The organism is Pseudomonas oryzihabitans NBRC 102199 (assembly GCF_000730625.1).
GTDB lineage: Bacteria > Pseudomonadota > Gammaproteobacteria > Pseudomonadales > Pseudomonadaceae > Chryseomonas > Chryseomonas oryzihabitans.
Genome location: NZ_BBIT01000025.1, coordinates 13,970 through 32,263 on the forward strand (window position 1 = coordinate 13,970; position 18,294 = coordinate 32,263).

Consider the following 18,294-nt stretch of genomic DNA (forward strand, 5'->3'; position numbering starts at 1 on the left):
CACAGCGGCCTCAGGGCAGGTAGTAGGCCTGCCAGCGATTGTCGTTGAAGCGCCCTTCCAGCACCGGCTGGCGGCTGGCCAGCGGCGTGCCGGCCAGGGCCGCCTGGCTGTCGGCATCGAGCAGCACATAGGCGGGTCGGGTGACCTGGGCGAGCTGCCCTGCCTGGCCGATATCGATAAAGGTCGGCAGGGGCACGTCGTAGTCGAGATTCATCAGGTAGCGGAAGGCCTTGGTGTCCTGGCCCAGGCCAAAGAACACCAGTTGCCCCGGTTCACCCTGGCGCAGGCTTTCCAGGCGGGTGACGAAGGCGCGGGTGTCGTAGCGCAGCGCCTGCATCGGATCCAGCGCCAGCACCACCAGCAGCCATTGCGCCAGGGCCGCCGCGGCCAGGGGCATGCCCAGGCGGAAGGCCCCGCGCTCGCGCCAGGCGGCCACCAGGGCGAACAGCGCCAGGATGGCGAAGGCACCCAGCAGGAAGCGCAGGTCCAGCTCGGGCCACCAGCCGGCGGCCTGCAGCCGGGGTTGCTGCAGCTTGACCAGCACCCCGAGCACCAGCGGAAAGATCACCAGCAACGGCAGGAACAGCCGCCGTACCCAGGCCAGGGCGCCCTGCCCCTGCAGCAGCACCCAGGCGCCGAGAGCCGCGCAGGCCGGAATGGCCGGCAGGATGTAATAGGGTTTCTTGAAGGTGGGAATCGACAGGGCCACCACGATCAGCGCGGCGAAGCCGGCCAGCTGGAGCAGCAGGCGACTGTCCGCCTGCGCCTGGCGCTGCCGCCAGTGGTGTCTCAGCGTCGGCAGGGCCAGCAGCGCCAGGGGAAAGGCCGGGGCGTAGCGGTAGAGGCCCAGCTGCAGGAAGTACCACCAGGGATAGCCGGCACCGTCGGTGTCGTCCAGCCGCCCGGAGACCTGCATGCGGATCACGTCCTCGACGAAGGGCATACCACCGGTACGCCAGGCCAGGCCGAACAGCAGGGCGCAGCACAGCATCAGCACCAGGGCGCCGACCAGGCCGTAGCCGAAGCTGCGCCGCCAGTCGCCCTGCACCAGCCAGTAGACGCAGACCACGCCACAGGGCTCGATCAGGCCCAGCGGCCCGCGCACGGCGAAGCCGGCGGCCATGCACAGGAACACCAGGCTGCGCCGCCGGGACAGGCCGCGCTGGTCGGCGCTCCACAGCAGATAGAAGCAGCCCAGTGCCGCCAGGGTGACGAATTGATCGAGGCAGATGGAGCGCGCCTTGGCCAGGAAGCCATTGGTGAGCAGCAGCACCAGCACCGCCAGCAGGCCCCAGGCGCGGGACCGCTCGGCCAGCAGGCGATAGAGCAGCCCGACGATGGCCGCCGAGGCCAGGGCGGTGGGAATCACCGTGGCCAGGCGATTGACCTCGCCGAACAGCTGGGCGAAGACGTCGATCAGCAGGGTGGAGGTGGCGGGATAGTCGGGGTAAGGCTGTCCGTAGCTGGTCGGGAAGGCACTGGCCCCATGGCGAAACATCTCCTGGGCGAAGAGTGCGAAGCGGCCGTCGAAGCCGATGAAGGGCTGCTCCCACAGACCCAGGGTGAACAGCGGCACCGCCAGCAGACACAGCGCCAGGCTTTCGAGGCGCAGGCGCGCCGGACTCGGGATGGACGACACGCGGCAGGACTCCGGCAGGCTGGGAAGGACGGGCTCGCGACCCGGCGCCACTATCGCCGAACAACCTTAGGGATCGCTGAAACCAGGCTGACGGCAGGCTGACAGAAGCCGCAGGACAGAGCGGTTCGGCCGCGAGGCCGTGGCGACTATGCCGCTGCATTGAAAATTTTTCATGACAGCTGCATCCAGGGCGCTGGCTGCCGGGTATAGCCCCTACAGTCCAGTCGACTGTGCCCCTTCTCAATCCGGAGCAAGCGCATGAACAACACCTATAGCCGTTGCAGCATCCTGGCCCTGACCGCCCTGCTGAGTACCCCGCTGCTGGCGCAAGGCGAGTTGCCCGAAGCCGTTCGCGTCCCCGCCGGCAACAGCCTGATGCTGGAAACCGTGGGCAAGGGCACCATCGTCTACGAGTGCCGCGACAAGAAGGACATGCCCGGCCAGACCGAGTGGTTCTTTGTCGGTCCCAAGGCCGACCTGCATGACCGCCAGGGCAAGCAGGTGGGTCGCTACTACGGTCCGCCCGCTACCTGGGAAGCCAGCGACGGCTCCAAGGTGGTCGGCAAGCAACTGGCGATCGCTCCCGCCGGCAGCGGCAACCTGCCCTATCAGCTGGTGGAGGCCGCGCCCGCCGAGGGCAAGGGCGCCTTCCAGGGCACCACCTACATCCAGCGCACCGCGCTCAAGGGTGGCGTGGCGCCGGCCAAGGCCTGCACCTCGGCCAACAAGGGCGAACGGCAGACCGTGAATTACCAGGCCGATTATCTGTTCTGGAAGAAGGGCTGAGGTCCAGGGGACAGCTAGGCGCGGATCGGCTAGGCTCGGCTGATCCGGTCGCCACCCTGGCGTCCCCAGCCTGGCGCGATTTCGTGACCGATCCCCTTTACGATCCCGCTGCACTGCTCGCCGCCTGTGCCCGGGGCGAGCGCGCCGCCCTGCAGCGGCTCTACCAGAACGAGGCGCCGCTCTTGCTGGGCATCGTCCTGCGCCTGGTGCGCGATCGTGGACTGGCCGAGGACATCCTCCACGACGCCTTTCTGCGCATCTGGCGCGGCGCCGCCGGATTCGCCCCGGAGCGCGGTACGGCCCGCGGCTGGATGTGCAGCATCGCGCGCAACCTGGCGCTCAACGCCCTGCGCGATCGCCAGCGCCTGGTGCCCCTGGCGGACGGGTGGGAACCCCTGGCCGAGTCGGCCGATCCGGCGCGAGAGGCCGACGGCCGTCGGCTGGAGGGCTGCCTGCAGAACCTGGAAGCGCCGCGGCGGGAGGCCATCCTGGCCGCCTACCTGGACGGCTGCTCCCATGGCGAGATCGCCCAGCGCCTGCAGGCACCGCTGGGCACGGTGAAGAGCTGGATCACGCGCGGCCTCAAGGCGCTCAGGGAGTGCATGACATGAACGGCGATACCCCCCTGCCCCCGGACGAAGAGCGCGAACGCCTGGCCGGCGAATACGTGCTCGGTACCCTGGATGCCAGGGAGCGCCGTCGCGTGCAAGGTGCGCTGGCGACGGATGCCCGGCTGGCCGCCGCGGTGGCGCGCTGGGAGGCGCGGCTGCAGCCGCTGGCCGAGCGGGTGCAGCCCGTCGAACCCGGCACGAATCTCTGGCCGCGCATCGAGCGCAGTCTGGGTGAGGCCGACGCCAAGGCCACCACCCGGCGTGAGTCGCTGTGGCACCGCCTGGCACTCTGGCAGGGCCTAAGTGCGGCAGGGCTGGCTGCCAGCCTGGTGCTTGGCGTGCTGTTGCTGATGCGTCCGGTCCCCACGCCAAGCTACCTGGTGGTGCTGGCCGCGCCCAGCGATCGGACGCCCGGCTGGGTGATCCAGACCGCCAGCGCCCACGACCTGCAGCTGATTCCCCTGGGGCGCGACGCCGTGCCGAGCGGCAAGACGCTGCAATTCTGGACCAAGGCCGACGCCTGGCAGGGTCCGGTATCCCTGGGTCTGGTCCAGCCCGGGCGCACCCTGCAGGTGCCTCTGGACCAGCTGCCGCCGCTGGAAGCCAATCAGCTGTTCGAGCTCACCCTGGAAGACCAGGGCGGCTCGCCTACCGGCCGACCCACCGGGCCGATCCAGTTCATCGGCCGGGCGGTCAAGGTGCTCTAGGCCGACGTCTCAGCTCTTGCGGTGGATGTTGAAATTGCTGAACGCCTGACAGGTCGCCATCAGCTGGATGCGGTTGATGTTGACGTGCTTGGGCTGATTCAGCGTCCAATGGATGGATTCGGCGATGTCGTCCGGGGTCAGGGGTTCGGTGCCGGCATAGACGGCATCGGCCTTGGCCTTGTCGCCCCCAAAGCGCACCACCGAGAATTCGCTTTCGGACAGCCCCGGCTCGATGTTGGTCACCCGTACCCCGGTGCCCAGCAGGTCGGATCTCAGGCTCAGGCTGAATTGCTTGAGGAAGGCCTTGGTGGCGCCATAGACATGGCTGCCCGGATAGGGATAGTCGCCCGCCACCGAGCCCAGGTTGACGATACCGGCCCCGGCGCCATGGGCGATCAGCCGCGGCAACAGCAGGCGGGTGCAATAGAGCATGCCCTTGATGTTGGTATCGACCATGGTGTCCCAGTCGTCCAGGTCGCAGCTCTGGGCGGGCGTGTTGCCCAGCGCCAGACCGGCGTTATTGACCAGGGCGCGTAACTGGTTGAATTCTTCCGGCAGGCCGGCGACCGCGGCTTCCACGGCGGCGCGATCCTGGACGTCCAGCACCAGCGGCAGCACCTTGGCCTGACCGGACAACTCCTCGGCCAGGGCGTGCAGGCGATCCTCGCGGCGACCGGTGATGACGATCGACCAGCCGTCCTTGGCGAAGCGGCGAGCGGTGGCGGCGCCGAAGCCGGAGGTGGCGCCGGTGATGAAGATCGAAGACATGAAAGATTCCTTCTGCGAGGGAGGTTGGCCGAGGCCCACGATAGCTCAGGGGCATTGGTCAGGCGAATACCCAGATCGCCACAAATCCAGCGGATCAGTTATAACGCCTTGGTATTGCAGGGTTTTCCGCGCACTGGCGAATTTTTGAACAGTTCTCGCCAGGCCAGGCGCCCCGGGCCTCACGCCCGGCTATGCCAAGCTTATCCACAGGACGATCCACGGAATTCCTGTACAGAACTCGGACCGGGCTTCAGGTGGATAAGTCCGCTGCCACGAGCCAGGCAGGCGGTTCGGCCGGCGCCAGTCCGGTGCAGGCTGCCTCGACACAGGCGGTGAGGCCGGCGAAGCGCAGCTCGCGCCCGGTGAGGCCCGGGCCGTAGTGGGCGAACTTGCCGGAATTGGTCAACAGGGTGCGTGCCTGGGGCGGTACCAGGGGTTCGCCGAGCATGCACCAGCAGGTGTCCCCGACCAGCTGGGCACCGAAGGCTTCCAACTCGGCCAGACTGCCAGAGCGTTCGGCCGCCGCGCGCACCTCGCGGCCCAGGGTGATCACCAGCGCCACCTCGGGATGCCGCTGCCGCCCGCGACAGAGTTCGGCCAGGCGCTGGCACTCCTCGGCGGAGAAATGCGGATTGCCCAGGGCCACCAGCTGCACCTCGCGCGCGACGGCGCTGTCCAGTTCGGCCCAGGCCTGGCGCAGATCGGCCAGGCTGATGTCTTCGATCTCCAGCTCAGGTGCGGCCACCGCGGCCAGGGTCGGCGCCTCGGGCGTCACCCCGACCAGATGGAACAGCGGCGCCGCCGAGGTGGTGGCGAAGGCGGCGCCAAAGGCCTTGAGATCGTCGCGACTGGGCTGGCTGTTTTCCAGCCCCAGCACCGCCGGAATCCGCGTGGGTGAACGCAGGCCGATCCAGTAGCCGAGCAGTGGATAGAAGGCGTCGTCATGGCCCTCGGGTACGGTGACCCGGAAGACCTTGGCCGCGCGGCGACCGCTGTCCAGGTGGCAGCCGGCCAGAGGGGCCCGACCGGTCAGGGCGGTGCAGATATCGAGGAAGTCGGCATACTTCTGGGTGCGCGCGCCCAGTACGCTGTTGGCGAAGACCACGGCATTGGATTCGGCCCAGACCACCTGCTCGCCCAGGCTCGGGGCGCTGTCCAGCAGATAGGGGGCACAGGTAAAGGTGGGACGGCAGCCTAGGGCCACATAGGCCTCGGCCAGGGCGGAGGCCGGCTCACCCAACGCCGGCGCCACGCCCTGCGCGCGCCAGCGGCGTTGATCCACCGATACCGCATTGAGAGTCGTAGGTACCTGTACCCGACCGCCCCACTCCACCAGGCGCTGGGCGAAGGCCAGGCTGGCCGGACCGGTGTAGATGCAGCCGTCGATATGGGCCTGGGTGATGTCGAGCAGCTCGCGGGCACCCTGCAGGTGCGCCATGCGCACCAGGATCTTCATCGCCGCCTGGACGGCCTGGCCCTCGGCGCCCGCCAGCTTGGCCTGGTCGGTCGCGCTCAGCTGCAGGTCGGCAGGGGCCTCGCTAGTGGGGTCGGGAAAGAACTCTCCCGGCGCGCCGACCCAGCCATCGTTCACCGCGATCTCATCCTGCGCGGCGAGCGCGGCGAAGGCCTCGGCACCCAGGCTGACCACCGGCAGGGAGCGACCGAAGAGTTCTTCCGCGACGATGGCACCCAGGCTGAGGATCTCGTCCGGCTCGGCCAGTACCAGCGCTGCCGGTCCGCGTCCCGCCAGCAACAGCTCCAAGAGCACGGCGCTGCCGGTGCAGGAACCGCGTCCACTGGGAATGGCCAGGATGCGCCCGGCCAGTTCCAGGCCGTGCAGGGGATGGTGGCGATCAATCACCCGACCGCTGGCCGGATCGACGCCACCCCAGAAACTCAGGCCCAGGGGCGCCCAGGCCAGGCGTCCCCGGGCATGGCCCGCGACCAGACAGCGACCGCGGACCGCTGCCACCGCTAGTGGCCGCCCAGGTAGGCTTCGCGCACCTGGGGATTGGCCAGCAATTCCTGGCCACTGCCGCTCATGCGGATCTCGCCGGTGACCATCACATAGGCGCGGTCGGACAGGCGCAGGGCATGGTTGGCGTTCTGCTCCACCAGGAAGATGGTCATGCCGCTCTGGGCCAGCTCGCGCAGGATCTGGAAGATCTGCTTCACCACAATGGGCGCCAGGCCCAGGCTGGGTTCGTCGAGCAGCAGCAGCTTGGGTCGCGCCATCAGCGCCCGGGCGATGGCCAGCATCTGCTGTTCGCCGCCGGACATGGTCATGGCGCGCTGGTTGCGACGCTCCTTGAGCCGCGGGAAGAGCTCGAACATGCGCTGCATGTCCTCGTCCACCCAGCGGGTGCCGATGGGAATGGTACCCATCAGCAGATTCTCCTCGACCGTCATGTCGGGGAACACATGGCGCCCCTCCGGTGACTGGGCGATGCCGTTGGAGGCCACGTAGTGGGCGTTCTTGCGGGTGATGTCCTCGCCCCGGTAGAGGATCTGCCCGTTGCGCGCCTGGGGCTGGCTGAAGATGGACATCAGCAGGGTGGACTTGCCGGCGCCGTTGGAGCCGATCAGGCTCACCGTCTCGCCCTCGTTGATGGACAGGGAGACGCTCTTCAGCGCCTGGATCGGCCCGTAGAAGACGTCGACGTTACGGAATTCCAGGATCGGCGTGGTCATGCCACCTCCTCTTCTTCGGCGCCGAGGTAGGCGGCGATGACCTTGGGATCGTTGCGGATATCGGCCGGCAGGCCGCGGGCGATGACCTGGCCATGGTCCAGCACCACGATGTGGTCGGAGATGTTCATCACCATGCCCATGTCGTGCTCGATCAGCACCACGGTGATGCGGTGCTGGTCGCGCAGCAGGCGGATCATCCCGGCCAGCGCCTCGGTCTCGGCCGGGTTGAGACCGGCGGCGGGTTCGTCCAGGCAGACGATCTCCGGACGGGTGCACATGGCGCGGGCGATTTCCAGGCGGCGCTGCTGGCCGTAGGAGAGTTCGCCGGCCAGACGATTGGCGTGGTCCACCAGGTCCACCACTTCCAGCCAGTAGAAGGCCGTATCCAGCGCCTTTTCCTCGGCACGGCGATAGCCGGGGGTATTGAGGATGCCGGTGATCAGGTTGCGGTTGCACTGCATGTGCTGCGCCACCAGCAGGTTCTCCACTACCGACATCTCCTTGAACAGGCGGATGTTCTGGAAGGTGCGGGCGAGCCCTGCGCGGTTCACCAGGTGAGTACCGCCGAACATCTTGTACCAGAGCCGGCTGCCGAACTGCACCGGATTGACGAAGTCGGTGGCCCGGAAGCGCTCGCCCATGATCTTGCCGACGCGGGTCGAACGGCCATCGGCGGTATCCAGGCGGATTTCGCCATCGGTGGCCTTGTAGAAGCCGGTCAGGCAGTTGAACACCGTGGTCTTGCCGGCGCCGTTGGGGCCGATCAGCGCGGTGATGGAGTGCCGCTTGATATCGAAGGACACGTCCGAGAGGGCCTTGATACCCCCGAATCTCATGCCCAGACCGCTGACGGTCAGAATGTTGTCGCTCACGGCGCCACTCCCTTGCGAATCGCGAAGCCACTGCGGGCGATACGGATCAGGCCACGCGGCCGCCACATCATCATCACCACCATCAGCACGCCGAACACCAGCATGCGGATGTCGCCGAATTCGCGCAGCAGCTCGAACAGCAGGGTCATGACGAAGGCCGAGACCACCACCCCGACGGTGGAGCCCAGGCCGCCCAGTACCACGATGGCCAGCACCAGCACCGACTCGAAGAAGTTGAACGAGGCCGGGTTGATGAAGCCCTGGTAGGTGGCGAAGAACACCCCGGCCAGGCCTGCGGTGGAGGCACCGATCATGAAGGCGGAAAGCTTGACCAGCACATGGTTCAGACCCATGGCGCGGCAGGCGATCTCGTCTTCGCGCAGGGCTTCCCAGGCGCGGCCGACCGGCATGCGGGTCAGGCGGTGCTTGATGTAGAGCACCAGCAGCACCACCAGGAACAGCACGGTATAGATGAAGATCATCGTCGCGTTGGGGTTGTAGCTGATGCCCAGCAGTTCGTGGATGGGCACCCCGCCCTCCTTCGCCCGGCGGCCGAATTCGATGCCGAAGAAGGTCGGCGAAGGTGCGGCGATGCCGTTGGGGCCCTTGGTTACTTCCAGCCAGTTGTTGAGCACCAGGCGGATGATCTCGCCGAAGCCGAGGGTGACGATGGCCAGGTAGTCCCCGTGCATGCGTAGCACCGGGAAGCCGAGGATCGCTCCCGCCACCGCCGCCATGACCGCCGCGAGCGGCAGCATGGTCCAGAAGCCCAGCCCGAGGTACTGGTAACCCAGCGCCAGACCGTAGGCACCGATGGCATAGAAGCCGACGTAGCCAAGGTCGAGCAGACCGGCCAGGCCCACCACGATGTTCAGGCCCAGGCCCAGCAGCACGTAGATCAGGCAGAGGATGATGACCGTCAGCCAGTACTTGGTGGCCAGGAAGGGAAAGGCGATGGCCACCAGAATGACGATGGGCAGGATGAATCTCAGGTTGGACTTGTGCCCCGGCGGCAGCACATGGACACCGCCGTCGTTGCGCTTGAAGGACTCGATCCAGTCACGGCCCTTGTCGGTCTGGCCGAACAGGCTGAGCAGGAAGCGGCCGGCCATGACCACCGCGACCATGATGCCGACGCGACCGGGCTCGAGGTTGTAGCCGTAGCCGTCGAGCACGATGCCGACGATGGGGCCGAACAGGATCAGCGAGACCAGACCCACCATGAGGGTGTCGCGCAGCACGACCTTGAGGTCGAAGGAGGAAGACGTCTGACTCATGGATTACACCTTCGTGACCTGGGGTTTGCCGAGCAGCCCCTGGGGCCTAAAGATCAGGATCGCCACCAGCAGCGAGAAGCTGAAGACGTCCTTGTAGTCCGAGTTCACCAGGCTGGCGAACTGGGCTTCGGAGATGCCGAGGATGATGCCGCCGAGCATGGCGCCGGGCAGCGAGCCGATGCCGCCGAGCACCGCCGCGGTAAAGGCCTTGATGCCGATGATGAAGCCGGCATAGAAGTCGAAGGTGCCGTAGTTGAGGGTGATCAGCACCCCGGCCAGCGCTGCCATGGCCGCACCGATGATGAAGACGTAGGAGATCACCCGGTCGGTGTTGATGCCGAGGATCTGCGCCATCTTGCGATCCTGCTGGGTGGCCCGGCACATGCGGCCGAGGGTGGTCTTCTGGATCACGTAGGTGAGCAGGCCCATGCCGATGATGGAGGCCAGGATAATGAAGATCTTGGTGTAGGTGATGATCACGAAGCCGTCGCCGATGTGCAGGCGCAGGGCTCCGTCGAGCAGCGTCGGTACCCCCTGCTGGCGCGCGCCCTGGGCGAGCTGCACGTAGTTCTGCAGGATCAGCGACATGCCGATGGCCGAGATCAGCGGCGCCAGGCGCGTGGAGTTGCGCAGCGGCTTGTAGGCGATCCGCTCGATGGCCCAGCCGTACACGGAGGTGACCACCACGGTGAAGATCAGGGTGCCGAGGATCAGCACCGGGAAGGAATGCAGGCCGAACACGCTCAGCAGGGCGATGCCGATGGCGGCGAGATAGGCCGACACCATGTACACGTCGCCGTGGGCGAAGTTGATCATGCCGATGATGCCATAGACCATGGTGTAGCCGATGGCGATGAGTCCGTAGACCGAGCCCAGGGTCAGGCCGTTGACCAGTTGTTGCAGGAAGATACCGTCCACGTTTGCAGTCTCGCGCTGGATGGATGACGAGGGCCGCCGGCCGCCACCTCGTCCTGGGGCGGAGACGAGGCGGCGGCGGGCGGATTCACGCGAGGATCAGGGCAGCTGGTGGTACTTGCCCTTGTCGTCCCATTCGTACATCACGTAGTCGGAGACCTTGAGGTCGCCCTTGCTGTCCCAGCTCTTCTCGCCCAGGACGGTGTTGACGCTGTGGGACTTCAGCCACTCGGCGGCCTTGGCGCCGTCGGTGCCCTTGATGCCGTTGAAGGCGGCGGCCACGGCCTGCAGCGAGGCGTAGGAGTAGAGGGTGTAGCCCTCGGGCTCGTAGCCGGACTTGCGCAGGGTTTCCACCACGGTCTTGCCGGCGGGGTTCTGCAGCGGATCGGCGCCGAAGGTCATCAGCACGCCCTTGGTGTACTGGGCGCCACCGGCGGTGGTGACCAGGTCGGCGGAGACGATGCCGTCGCCGGAGACGAACTTGGCGGTCACGCCCTGCTCGCGCATCTGCCGCACCAGCGGACCGGCCTCGGGGTGCAGGCCACCGAAGTAGACCACGTCGGCGCCGGAGGCGCGGATCTTGGTGACCAGGGAGTTGAAGTCCTTCTCGCCGCGGGTCAGGCCCTCGTAGAGCACCTCTTTCACGCCGCGCTTGTTGAGCTGCGCCTTGGTGGCGTCGGCCAGGCCCTGACCGTAGGTGTCCTTGTCGTGGATGATGGCGACCTTCTTGGCCTTGAGGGTATCGACGATGTAGTCGCCGGCCACGATGCCCTGCTGGTCGTCACGTCCGCACATGCGGAACACGCCGGTCAGGCCACGCTCGGTGATCTTGGGATTGGTGGACGCCGGGGTGATGGAGATGATGCCGGCTTCGTCGTAGATCTCCGAGGCGGGCATGGTGTTGGAGGAGCAGAAGTGGCCGATCACGGCCTTGACCTTCTCGGAGTCCACCAGGCGGTTGGCCACGGCCACGGCCTGCTTGGGCTCGCAGGCGTCGTCGCCCTGCACCAGCTTGATCTTCTCGCCATTGATGCCACCGGCGGCGTTGATGTCCGCCGCGGCCTGGGTAGCCCCCTTCCAGAACTGCTCGCCATAGGCGGCGCTGGCCCCGGTGAAGGGACCGGCGACACCGATCACGACGTCGGCATGCGCCAGGGAGGAGAGAGTGAACGCAGAACCGATAGCGAGAGCCAGAATGCCTTTTCTGTAAATCTTCGACATGGGAGGTTTGCTCCAGAGGGTGGTTGGCCTTTTCGCCGGAGCAAAGCCTGTGCCATCAGCCAGTTGTGTACCGGGCGCAAAGGCCATTTGCCGCTACTGCGATGAGCCAAAACCGCCGACAGCCTGCGGCGAGGGCCGCAGCCAGTGGAGCGGACCGCCCTTTAGACTTTTGTCGTAAGCGGCTCATTAGTCTGGATAATTCGGCGAAGCGGTAGCAGCGGGAGGGTTGAAACCCAGCGGTTTGTTACCAGATAGCAACCCGGTTGCACCTGTTTCGCACCAAAACGTAACACCGGCCCCACACTGTGCCACTAAAGTAACCATGATCTTGCGGTCGCAGGCCCCGGGCGGATCTGCCGTTCTCTCGACCTGCTTGCAGTGGTGGACAGCCAGAAAAAAGCGGCCGACTTGCACGGGTCGGGATGCGCAAATCGGCCGCTTCGGCGCGTTATCGCCCGGCCCGAGGGCCGGTGACAGCAGGTATGGCGGGGTCGCTAGAGCACCACGCGCAGGCATTGCCCGGCGTGATAGAGGGTGAAGCCGGCTTCGTACATCAGGCTGCGCCACTGGCCGACCGGATTGGCATCCAGCCCTGCCAGGGGCAGCGGCAGGTCGTGGCGATCGCCACTGCACAGATAGCGGGCAAAGGCCTGCCCCACCACCGTGCCCGTGGTGACCCCCCGTCCGTTGTAGCCGGTCACCGCCAGCAGGCCCGGCGCCGGTTCGAACAGTCGCATCAGATGATCGGGCGTGAAGCCGATGCGGCCCGTCCAGCTGCATTCCCACTCGACCCGTCCGAGCGCGGGGAAATAGTGCCGCTGGATGCGATCGGCCCAGGCGCGGATGAAGCCGGCCGGCCGCCCCGCCATGTTGCCGAGACTGCCCAGCAGCAGACGGCCATCGGCATCGCGGCGGATGCTGCTGAGCACCGTCCGGGTGTCCCAGGAGCCACGGCCCTGGGGCAGGATGAAATCCGCCTTCGGGCCGAGGGGCCGCGAGGCCACCTGGTAGTAGTAGCCCGGGAAGAATTGCTTGCGCAGGGTGGTCCATTCGCCTTCGGTGTAGGCGTTGGAGGCGATCACCACCTGGTCGGCGGTGACCCGCCCCTGGGGGGTTTCCACCTGCCAGCGTTCGCCGATCCGCTGCAGGCGCTGCACCGAACTCTGCTCGAACAACTCGCCGCCTTCCTGGCGCAGCGCCCTGGCCAGGCCCAGGGCATACCCCATGGGCACCAGGGTACCGGCGCGATGATCGAGCAGCGCACCACTGATGTCGCGGGTACCACAGGCGCTGTAGCAGGCTTCGCCTTCCAGCAGCTCGACCCGGGCGCCGCGGCGCTGCCATTGCTCGGCACGCTGACCGAGATCGGCCAGGCCCTTGGCACTGTGCGCCATGTGCAGGGTGCCGGCGCGGCGCGGCTGGCAGTCGATGCCATAGCGCTCGATGAGGGCGAACACCTGACTCGGCGCATCGCCCATCACCCCCAGCAGACGCTCGCCGACCTCCGGTCCCAGGGTGGCCACCGCCTCGTCCGGCGGGATCCACATGCCGGCATTGACCAGCCCCACATTGCGCCCGGAGCCGCCATGGCCGACGCCATGGGCCTCCAGCACCACCACCCGCCGCCCGGCCTGCGCCAGGTGCAGGCCGGTGGACAGGCCGGTGTAACCACCGCCGATGACGCAGACCTCGGTGTCACGCTCGCCCTGCAGCGGTGCACCCGGCACCGCCGGATACAGCCGCTCCCACAGGCACTCTTCACGCAACTGCATTCTCTGCGCTCCTGGCGGATCCACTCAGTCGAAGACGATGCCCTGGGCCAGCGGCAGCTGGCGGGAATAGTTGACGGTGTTGGTCTGGCGGCGCATGTAGGCCTTCCAGGCATCGGAGCCGGATTCGCGGCCACCGCCGGTTTCCTTCTCGCCACCGAAGGCGCCACCGATCTCGGCACCGCTCGGTCCGATGTTGACGTTGGCGATGCCGCAGTCGCTGCCGGTCGCCGACATGAAGGCCTCGGCCTCGCGCACGTCGGTGGTGAAGATGCAGGACGACAGGCCCTGGGGCACGGCGTTGTTCAGAGCCACCGCCTCGTCGAAATCGCCATAGGTCAGCACATAGAGGATGGGCGCGAAGGTCTCGTGGCGCACCGCCTCGCTCTGCTCGGGCATCTCGACGATGGCCGGCGCCACGTAGTAGGCCTCGGGATACCTGTCGGCCAGCTGGCGCTCGCCGCCATAGACCACCCCACCCTCGCCACGCGCCTGCTCCAGCGCGCCCTGCATGGCCTGGAAACTGGCCGCGTCGATCAGCGGACCGATCAGGTTGCCCTCCAGCGGATGACCGATGCGGACTTTGGCATAGGCGGTCTTGAGTCGGGCGACGATCTCGTCCTTGACCGAACGATGGGCGATCAGCCGGCGCAGGGTGGTGCAGCGCTGGCCGGCGGTGCCGACGGCGCTGAACAGGATGGCACGCACCGCCATGTCCAGATCGGCGCTCGGCGCGAGGATCATGGCATTGTTGCCGCCCAGCTCGAGGATGCTGCGGCCGAAGCGCGCCGCAACCCGGGGTCCTACCTCGCGACCCATGCGGGTGCTACCCGTGGCGCTCACCAGTGCCACCCGCGGATCGTCCACCAGGGCTTCACCGGCGGCGCGATCGCCCACGATGACCTGGCTCAGATCGGCCGGGGCATCGCCAAAGCGCGCCAGGGCCTTCTCGAACAGCGCCTGGCAGGCCAGGGCGGTCAGCGGGGTCTTTTCCGAGGGCTTCCAGATCACCGGATTGCCACAGACCAGGGCCAGGGCGGCGTTCCACGACCAGACCGCCACCGGGAAGTTGAAGGCACTGATGATGCCCACCACCCCCAGCGGCTGCCAGCTTTCGCGCATGTGATGACCAGGGCGCTCGGAGGCAATGGTCAGACCATAGAGCTGCCGCGACAGGCCCACGGCGAAGTCGCAGATGTCGATCATCTCCTGGACTTCGCCCAGGCCTTCCTGGGTGATCTTGCCGGCTTCCCAGGACACCAGCTCGCCGAGATCGGCCTTGTGCGCGCGCAGCTCTTCACCCAGCAGCCGCACCAGTTCGCCACGCCGCGGCGCCGGCACCGCCCGCCAGGCCTGGAAGGCCCGCTCGGCACGGGAGATCTTCTGCTCCACCTCGGCGGCGCTTTCCAAGGCGACGCTGCCCAGTTGGCTACCATCGATGGGGGAATGCACCCGGTGCTCGCCTTGGGTGTAGTGCTGGACAGGAACGCCGAGGCGTTCCAACAGGGCCTTGCTCATGCTGAGGTCTCCGCAGAGTGGGAATCGTCCCTGAGTATGGTCAGCCCAGCGGCGCCGGACAACCGACCTTTGCTCGGCATATCATTCCCTTTTTTCATGCCGCGAGTCCGCTCATGCAACGTCGCCATCTGCCGTCCATTACCGCCATGCAGTGCTTCGAGGCGGTCGCGCGTCACCTGAGCTTTACCCGCGCGGCCGACGAACTGGCCCTGACCCAGAGCGCCGTCAGCAAGCAGGTCGCCCAGCTCGAGGACCTGCTGCAGCACAGCCTGTTTCGCCGGGTCCGCCGTCGCCTGCAACTCACGCCCGCGGGCGCGCTCTACCTGGCCGAGGTGGACAAGATCCTCAACCAGCTGGAGATGTCGGCGCGCTACCTGAGATCCTATGGCGGCGAGACCGAGGTGCTGCGCGTGGCCACCCCGCCGACCTTTGGCGAACGCTGGCTGGTGCCGCGGTTGAAGGGCTGGCGCCTGCGCTTTCCCAACATCCACCTGGACGTCTCCAGTGCCCTGGAACCGGTGGACTTCCGCGATCCCCGCCATGACGTGGCGCTGTTCTATGGACACGGCAGCTGGCCGGGTGCCGAGTGCGAACTGCTGCTGCACGAGCATATGGTCGCGGTCTGCGCACCGGATCTGCTGCCCGCCGAGGGCATCGCCGGACCGGAGCAACTGGTGGACTTCGTGCTGTTGCAGAACACCACCCGCCCGGAGTCCTGGCACGACTGGTACGCCAGCCTCGGGCGCGAGGAGGTGCACAGCCATCACGGGCCGCGCTTCGACACCTTTACCCTCTGTGCCCGCGCCGCCCAGGAAGGCTGCGGTGTGGCGCTGCTGCCGGAATTCCTGGTGGCCGAAGAGCTGGCCTCCGGCCGCCTGGTGCTCGCCTGGCCCCACCGCCTGGCCAGCCCCCACGCCTACTGGCTGGCCTATCCGGAACAGATGGCCGAGGTGCCCAAGGTGCGCAGCTTCATCGAATGGATTCGCGAGAAGGCGTAATGCCTGGGCCAATCGCGGCCATGGGTCGCTCCTACAGCGGGAGGCACGCCGGTGTATCGCTATCTAGCCGGGGCTAATGCCGGCTCGGATAACCCCCTCTCCTTCGGGAGAGGGTTGGGGGTGAGGGCGCGCCCTTGCCACGAGGTCTGAAGTGGAAAAGGCTGCGCCGTTTTCCCCGCTACGGGTGTATTCCTATAGCGATAGGACAGTTGCATCACCCCCTGTAGAAACAGTCGCTACGGCGCACCGGCATGGCCGCGATACAAAGGTCCCCGGCACCCGTACCCGAAACGAAAAAACCCGGCCGAGGCCGGGTTTTTTTCATGCAGGGTCGTCTCAGACGCCGGAGGCTTCCGCCGCCGCCACGTCCTTGATCGACAGCTTGATGCGACCGCGGTTGTCCACGTCCAGCACCAGCACCTTCACTTCCTGACCTTCCTTGAGGACGTCGGTGACCTTCTCGATGCGCTGATCGCTGATCTGCGAGATGTGCACCAGACCGTCCTTGCCCGGCAGGATGTTGACGAAGGCGCCGAAGTCGACGATGCGCTCCACCTTGCCGACGTAGATCTTGCCGATCTCGGCCTCGGCAGTGATGCCCAGAACGCGCTGCTTGGCCGCTTCAGCCGCTTCGCGGGTCTCGCCGTAGATCTTGATGGTGCCGTCGTCTTCGATATCGATCGAAGCCTTGGTCTCTTCGCAGATACCGCGGATGGTGGCGCCACCCTTGCCGATCACGTCGCGGATCTTGTCCTGGTCGATCTTCATCGCCAGCATGGTCGGGGCGTTTTCCGACAGCTCGGCGCGGGACTCGGAGATCACCTGGTTCATCTGACCCAGGATATTCAGACGCGCTTCCAGCGCCTGCTCCAGGGCGATCTCCATGATCTCTTCGGTGATGCCGTTGATCTTGATGTCCATCTGCAGGGCGGTAACGCCCTTGGCGGTACCGGCCACCTTGAAGTCCATGTCGCCCAGGTGATCTTCGTCACCCAGGATGTCGGTCAGGACGGCGAACTTCTCGCCTTCCTTGACCAGACCCATGGCGATACCGGCAACCGGGGCCTTGACCGGCACACCGGCGTCCATCAGCGCCAGAGAGGCACCGCAGACCGAGGCCATGGAGCTGGAGCCGTTGGACTCGGTGATCTCGGAGACCACGCGGATGCTGTAGGGGAAGGCTTCCTGGGTCGGCAGCATGGCCTGGATGCCACGACGGGCCAGGCGGCCGTGACCGATCTCGCGACGGCCCGGGCTGCCCATGCGGCCGCACTCGCCGACCGAGAAGGGCGGGAAGTTGTAGTGCAGCATGAAGCTGTCACGACGCTCGCCTTCCAGGGTGTCCAGCAGTTGGGCATCGCGGGCGGTACCCAGGGTCGCGGTGACCAGGGCCTGGGTTTCGCCACGGGTGAACAGCGCCGAACCGTGGGTCTTCTTCAGGGTGCCGACTTCGATCTGCAGCGGGCGAACGGTGCGGGTGTCGCGGCCGTCGATACGCGGCTTGCCGTCGACGATGTTCTGGCGCACGGTGCGGTATTCCAGCAGACCGAAGGTCTCCTTGACCTCGGCTTCGCTGTACTGGCCGTTCTCGCCGGCCAGCTTGGCGATGGCCTGGTCACGCAGGGCGCCCAGGGCCGCATAGCGGTCCTGCTTGATGGTGATGGTGTAGGCACGGGACACGGCCTCGCCGACCTCGGCCTTGACGGCCTCGACCAGGGCGGTGTTCTCGGCGGGTGCCTGCCAGTTCCAGGTCGGCTTGCCGGCTTCGGCGGCGAACTGGCTGATGGCCTCGATGGCCACCTGGAATTCTTCGTGGGCGAACAGCACGCCACCCAGCATCTGGTCTTCGGTCAGCTCGTCGGCTTCGGATTCCACCATCAGCACGGCGTCACGGGTACCGGCCACGACCATGTCCAGGCTGGAGCTCTGCAGCTGCTCGTAGCTGGGGTTCAGCAGGTAGCCCAGTTCACTGTGGTAGCCCACGCGCGCAGCGGCGATGGGACCGGCGAAGGGAATGCCGGAGATGGCCAGGGCGGCGGAGGTGCCGATCATGGCGGCGATGTCCGGATCGGACTTCTTGTTGGTGCTGACCACGGTGCAGACCACCTGGACTTCGTTGAGGAAGCCTTCGGGGAACAGCGGGCGGATCGGGCGATCGATCAGGCGCGAGGTCAGGGTTTCCTTCTCGGAAGGACGGCCTTCACGCTTGAAGTAGCCACCGGGGATGCGGCCAGCGGCGTAGGTCTTCTCCTGGTAGTGCACGGACAGCGGGAAGAAGTCCTTGCCGACGGCGGGCTGCTTGGCACCGACCACGGTGACCAGCACGCTGACGTCTTCGGTGGAGACCAGCACGGCACCGGTCGCCTGGCGCGCGATGCGGCCGGTTTCCAGGGTGAAGGTCTGCTCACCGAACTTGAATTGCTTGATTACTGGATTCACAGTCTTTCCTTCTCTTTATTGCCTTGGGGGAAACGGGGGCGACCAGAGGGATTCGGACCCTCGCTGATCTCCGGGTGACGCAG

General features: G+C 66.7%; 15 protein-coding genes. 4 read left to right on the forward strand and 11 right to left on the reverse strand.

The window, feature by feature from the left end; translation table 11 throughout:
- Positions 1 to 10: 10 nt before the first annotated feature.
- Positions 11 to 1,639 carry an ArnT family glycosyltransferase gene (locus POR01S_RS22020; protein WP_169742434.1) on the reverse strand — a complete coding sequence of 543 codons (1,629 nt, stop codon included), beginning with the start codon at positions 1,637 to 1,639 and terminating at the stop codon, positions 11 to 13.
- A 258-nt stretch (positions 1,640 to 1,897) separates the two neighbouring features.
- Between POR01S_RS22020 and POR01S_RS22025 the strand changes: the two genes are divergently transcribed.
- From POR01S_RS22025 to POR01S_RS22035, 3 genes are all read left to right on the forward strand, one after another.
- A complete protein-coding gene (locus tag POR01S_RS22025; protein WP_027601376.1) occupies positions 1,898 to 2,425 on the forward strand; it encodes a DUF3455 domain-containing protein in 528 nt (175 codons plus the stop codon).
- A gap of 83 nt (positions 2,426 to 2,508) precedes the next feature.
- Complete coding sequence (locus POR01S_RS22030) at positions 2,509 to 3,036, forward strand: sigma-70 family RNA polymerase sigma factor (RefSeq protein WP_027601375.1); 528 nt, start codon at positions 2,509 to 2,511, stop codon at positions 3,034 to 3,036.
- Positions 3,033 to 3,743 (forward strand): anti-sigma factor, encoded by a 711-nt coding sequence (locus POR01S_RS22035; RefSeq protein ID WP_042138380.1) that lies wholly within the window; start codon positions 3,033 to 3,035, stop codon positions 3,741 to 3,743. Before POR01S_RS22030 ends, POR01S_RS22035 begins: the two co-directional genes overlap by 4 nt.
- Positions 3,744 to 3,752: 9 nt before the next feature.
- Here the strand turns inward: POR01S_RS22035 and POR01S_RS22040 are convergent, their stop codons facing one another.
- The 9 genes from POR01S_RS22040 to amaB all read right to left on the reverse strand — a co-directional run bounded on the left by POR01S_RS22040 (position 3,753) and on the right by amaB (position 14,774).
- A complete protein-coding gene (locus tag POR01S_RS22040; protein WP_027599105.1) occupies positions 3,753 to 4,511 on the reverse strand; it encodes an SDR family oxidoreductase in 759 nt (252 codons plus the stop codon).
- Positions 4,512 to 4,761: 250 nt separating this feature from the next.
- On the reverse strand, positions 4,762 to 6,483 hold the full coding sequence (gene lhpI / locus POR01S_RS22045) for a cis-3-hydroxy-L-proline dehydratase (RefSeq protein ID WP_042138383.1): 1,722 nt from the start codon (positions 6,481 to 6,483) through the stop codon (positions 4,762 to 4,764).
- Between the two features lie 2 nt (positions 6,484 to 6,485).
- Positions 6,486 to 7,202, reverse strand: coding sequence for an ABC transporter ATP-binding protein (locus POR01S_RS22050; protein ID WP_007162636.1), 717 nt, complete (start codon positions 7,200 to 7,202; stop codon positions 6,486 to 6,488).
- Positions 7,199 to 8,074 (reverse strand): ABC transporter ATP-binding protein, encoded by an 876-nt coding sequence (locus tag POR01S_RS22055; protein WP_042138385.1) that lies wholly within the window; start codon positions 8,072 to 8,074, stop codon positions 7,199 to 7,201. The genes POR01S_RS22050 and POR01S_RS22055 overlap by 4 nt, the downstream gene beginning before the upstream one ends.
- On the reverse strand, positions 8,071 to 9,351 hold the full coding sequence (livM, locus tag POR01S_RS22060) for a high-affinity branched-chain amino acid ABC transporter permease LivM (protein ID WP_042138387.1): 1,281 nt from the start codon (positions 9,349 to 9,351) through the stop codon (positions 8,071 to 8,073). The genes POR01S_RS22055 and livM overlap by 4 nt, the downstream gene beginning before the upstream one ends.
- A 3-nt stretch (positions 9,352 to 9,354) precedes the next feature.
- On the reverse strand, positions 9,355 to 10,269 hold the full coding sequence (locus tag POR01S_RS22065; protein ID WP_027599109.1) for an ABC transporter permease subunit: 915 nt from the start codon (positions 10,267 to 10,269) through the stop codon (positions 9,355 to 9,357).
- A gap of 96 nt (positions 10,270 to 10,365) precedes the next feature.
- Entirely contained in the window at positions 10,366 to 11,487 is a 1,122-nt protein-coding gene (locus POR01S_RS22070; RefSeq protein WP_027599110.1) for a branched-chain amino acid ABC transporter substrate-binding protein, read from the reverse strand.
- Positions 11,488 to 11,981: 494 nt separating this feature from the next.
- Entirely contained in the window at positions 11,982 to 13,259 is a 1,278-nt protein-coding gene (gene amaA, locus POR01S_RS22075) for an L-pipecolate oxidase (protein ID WP_042138389.1), read from the reverse strand.
- Between the two features lie 24 nt (positions 13,260 to 13,283).
- Positions 13,284 to 14,774: an L-piperidine-6-carboxylate dehydrogenase gene (amaB, locus tag POR01S_RS22080; RefSeq protein ID WP_042138391.1), complete on the reverse strand. Its 1,491-nt coding sequence runs from the start codon at positions 14,772 to 14,774 to the stop codon at positions 13,284 to 13,286.
- 113 nt (positions 14,775 to 14,887) lie between these two features.
- Here amaB and POR01S_RS22085 point away from each other — a divergent pair, with 113 nt between their 5' ends.
- Positions 14,888 to 15,772 carry a LysR substrate-binding domain-containing protein gene (locus tag POR01S_RS22085; RefSeq protein ID WP_007162643.1) on the forward strand — a complete coding sequence of 295 codons (885 nt, stop codon included), beginning with the start codon at positions 14,888 to 14,890 and terminating at the stop codon, positions 15,770 to 15,772.
- Between the two features lie 336 nt (positions 15,773 to 16,108).
- On the opposite strand, the gene pnp is transcribed toward POR01S_RS22085, so the two are convergent.
- Positions 16,109 to 18,211 (reverse strand): polyribonucleotide nucleotidyltransferase, encoded by a 2,103-nt coding sequence (gene pnp / locus POR01S_RS22090; protein WP_007162644.1) that lies wholly within the window; start codon positions 18,209 to 18,211, stop codon positions 16,109 to 16,111.
- Positions 18,212 to 18,294 lie beyond the last annotated feature (83 nt).

Bases quoted from the DNA above. Each gene is read 5' to 3' on its own strand.
- POR01S_RS22070 (WP_027599110.1), bottom strand. From the start codon at position 11,487: ATGTCGAAGATTTACAGAAAAGGCATTCTGGCTCTCGCTATCGGTTCT.
- POR01S_RS22050 (WP_007162636.1), bottom strand. From the start codon at position 7,202: ATGACCACGCCGATCCTGGAATTCCGTAACGTCGACGTCTTCTACGGG.
- POR01S_RS22025 (WP_027601376.1), top strand. From the start codon at position 1,898: ATGAACAACACCTATAGCCGTTGCAGCATCCTGGCCCTGACCGCCCTG.
- amaA (WP_042138389.1), bottom strand. From the start codon at position 13,259: ATGCAGTTGCGTGAAGAGTGCCTGTGGGAGCGGCTGTATCCGGCGGTG.
- POR01S_RS22085 (WP_007162643.1), top strand. From the start codon at position 14,888: ATGCAACGTCGCCATCTGCCGTCCATTACCGCCATGCAGTGCTTCGAG.
- livM (WP_042138387.1), bottom strand. From the start codon at position 9,351: ATGAGTCAGACGTCTTCCTCCTTCGACCTCAAGGTCGTGCTGCGCGAC.
- POR01S_RS22035 (WP_042138380.1), top strand. From the start codon at position 3,033: ATGAACGGCGATACCCCCCTGCCCCCGGACGAAGAGCGCGAACGCCTG.
- POR01S_RS22040 (WP_027599105.1), bottom strand. From the start codon at position 4,511: ATGTCTTCGATCTTCATCACCGGCGCCACCTCCGGCTTCGGCGCCGCC.
- amaB (WP_042138391.1), bottom strand. From the start codon at position 14,774: ATGAGCAAGGCCCTGTTGGAACGCCTCGGCGTTCCTGTCCAGCACTAC.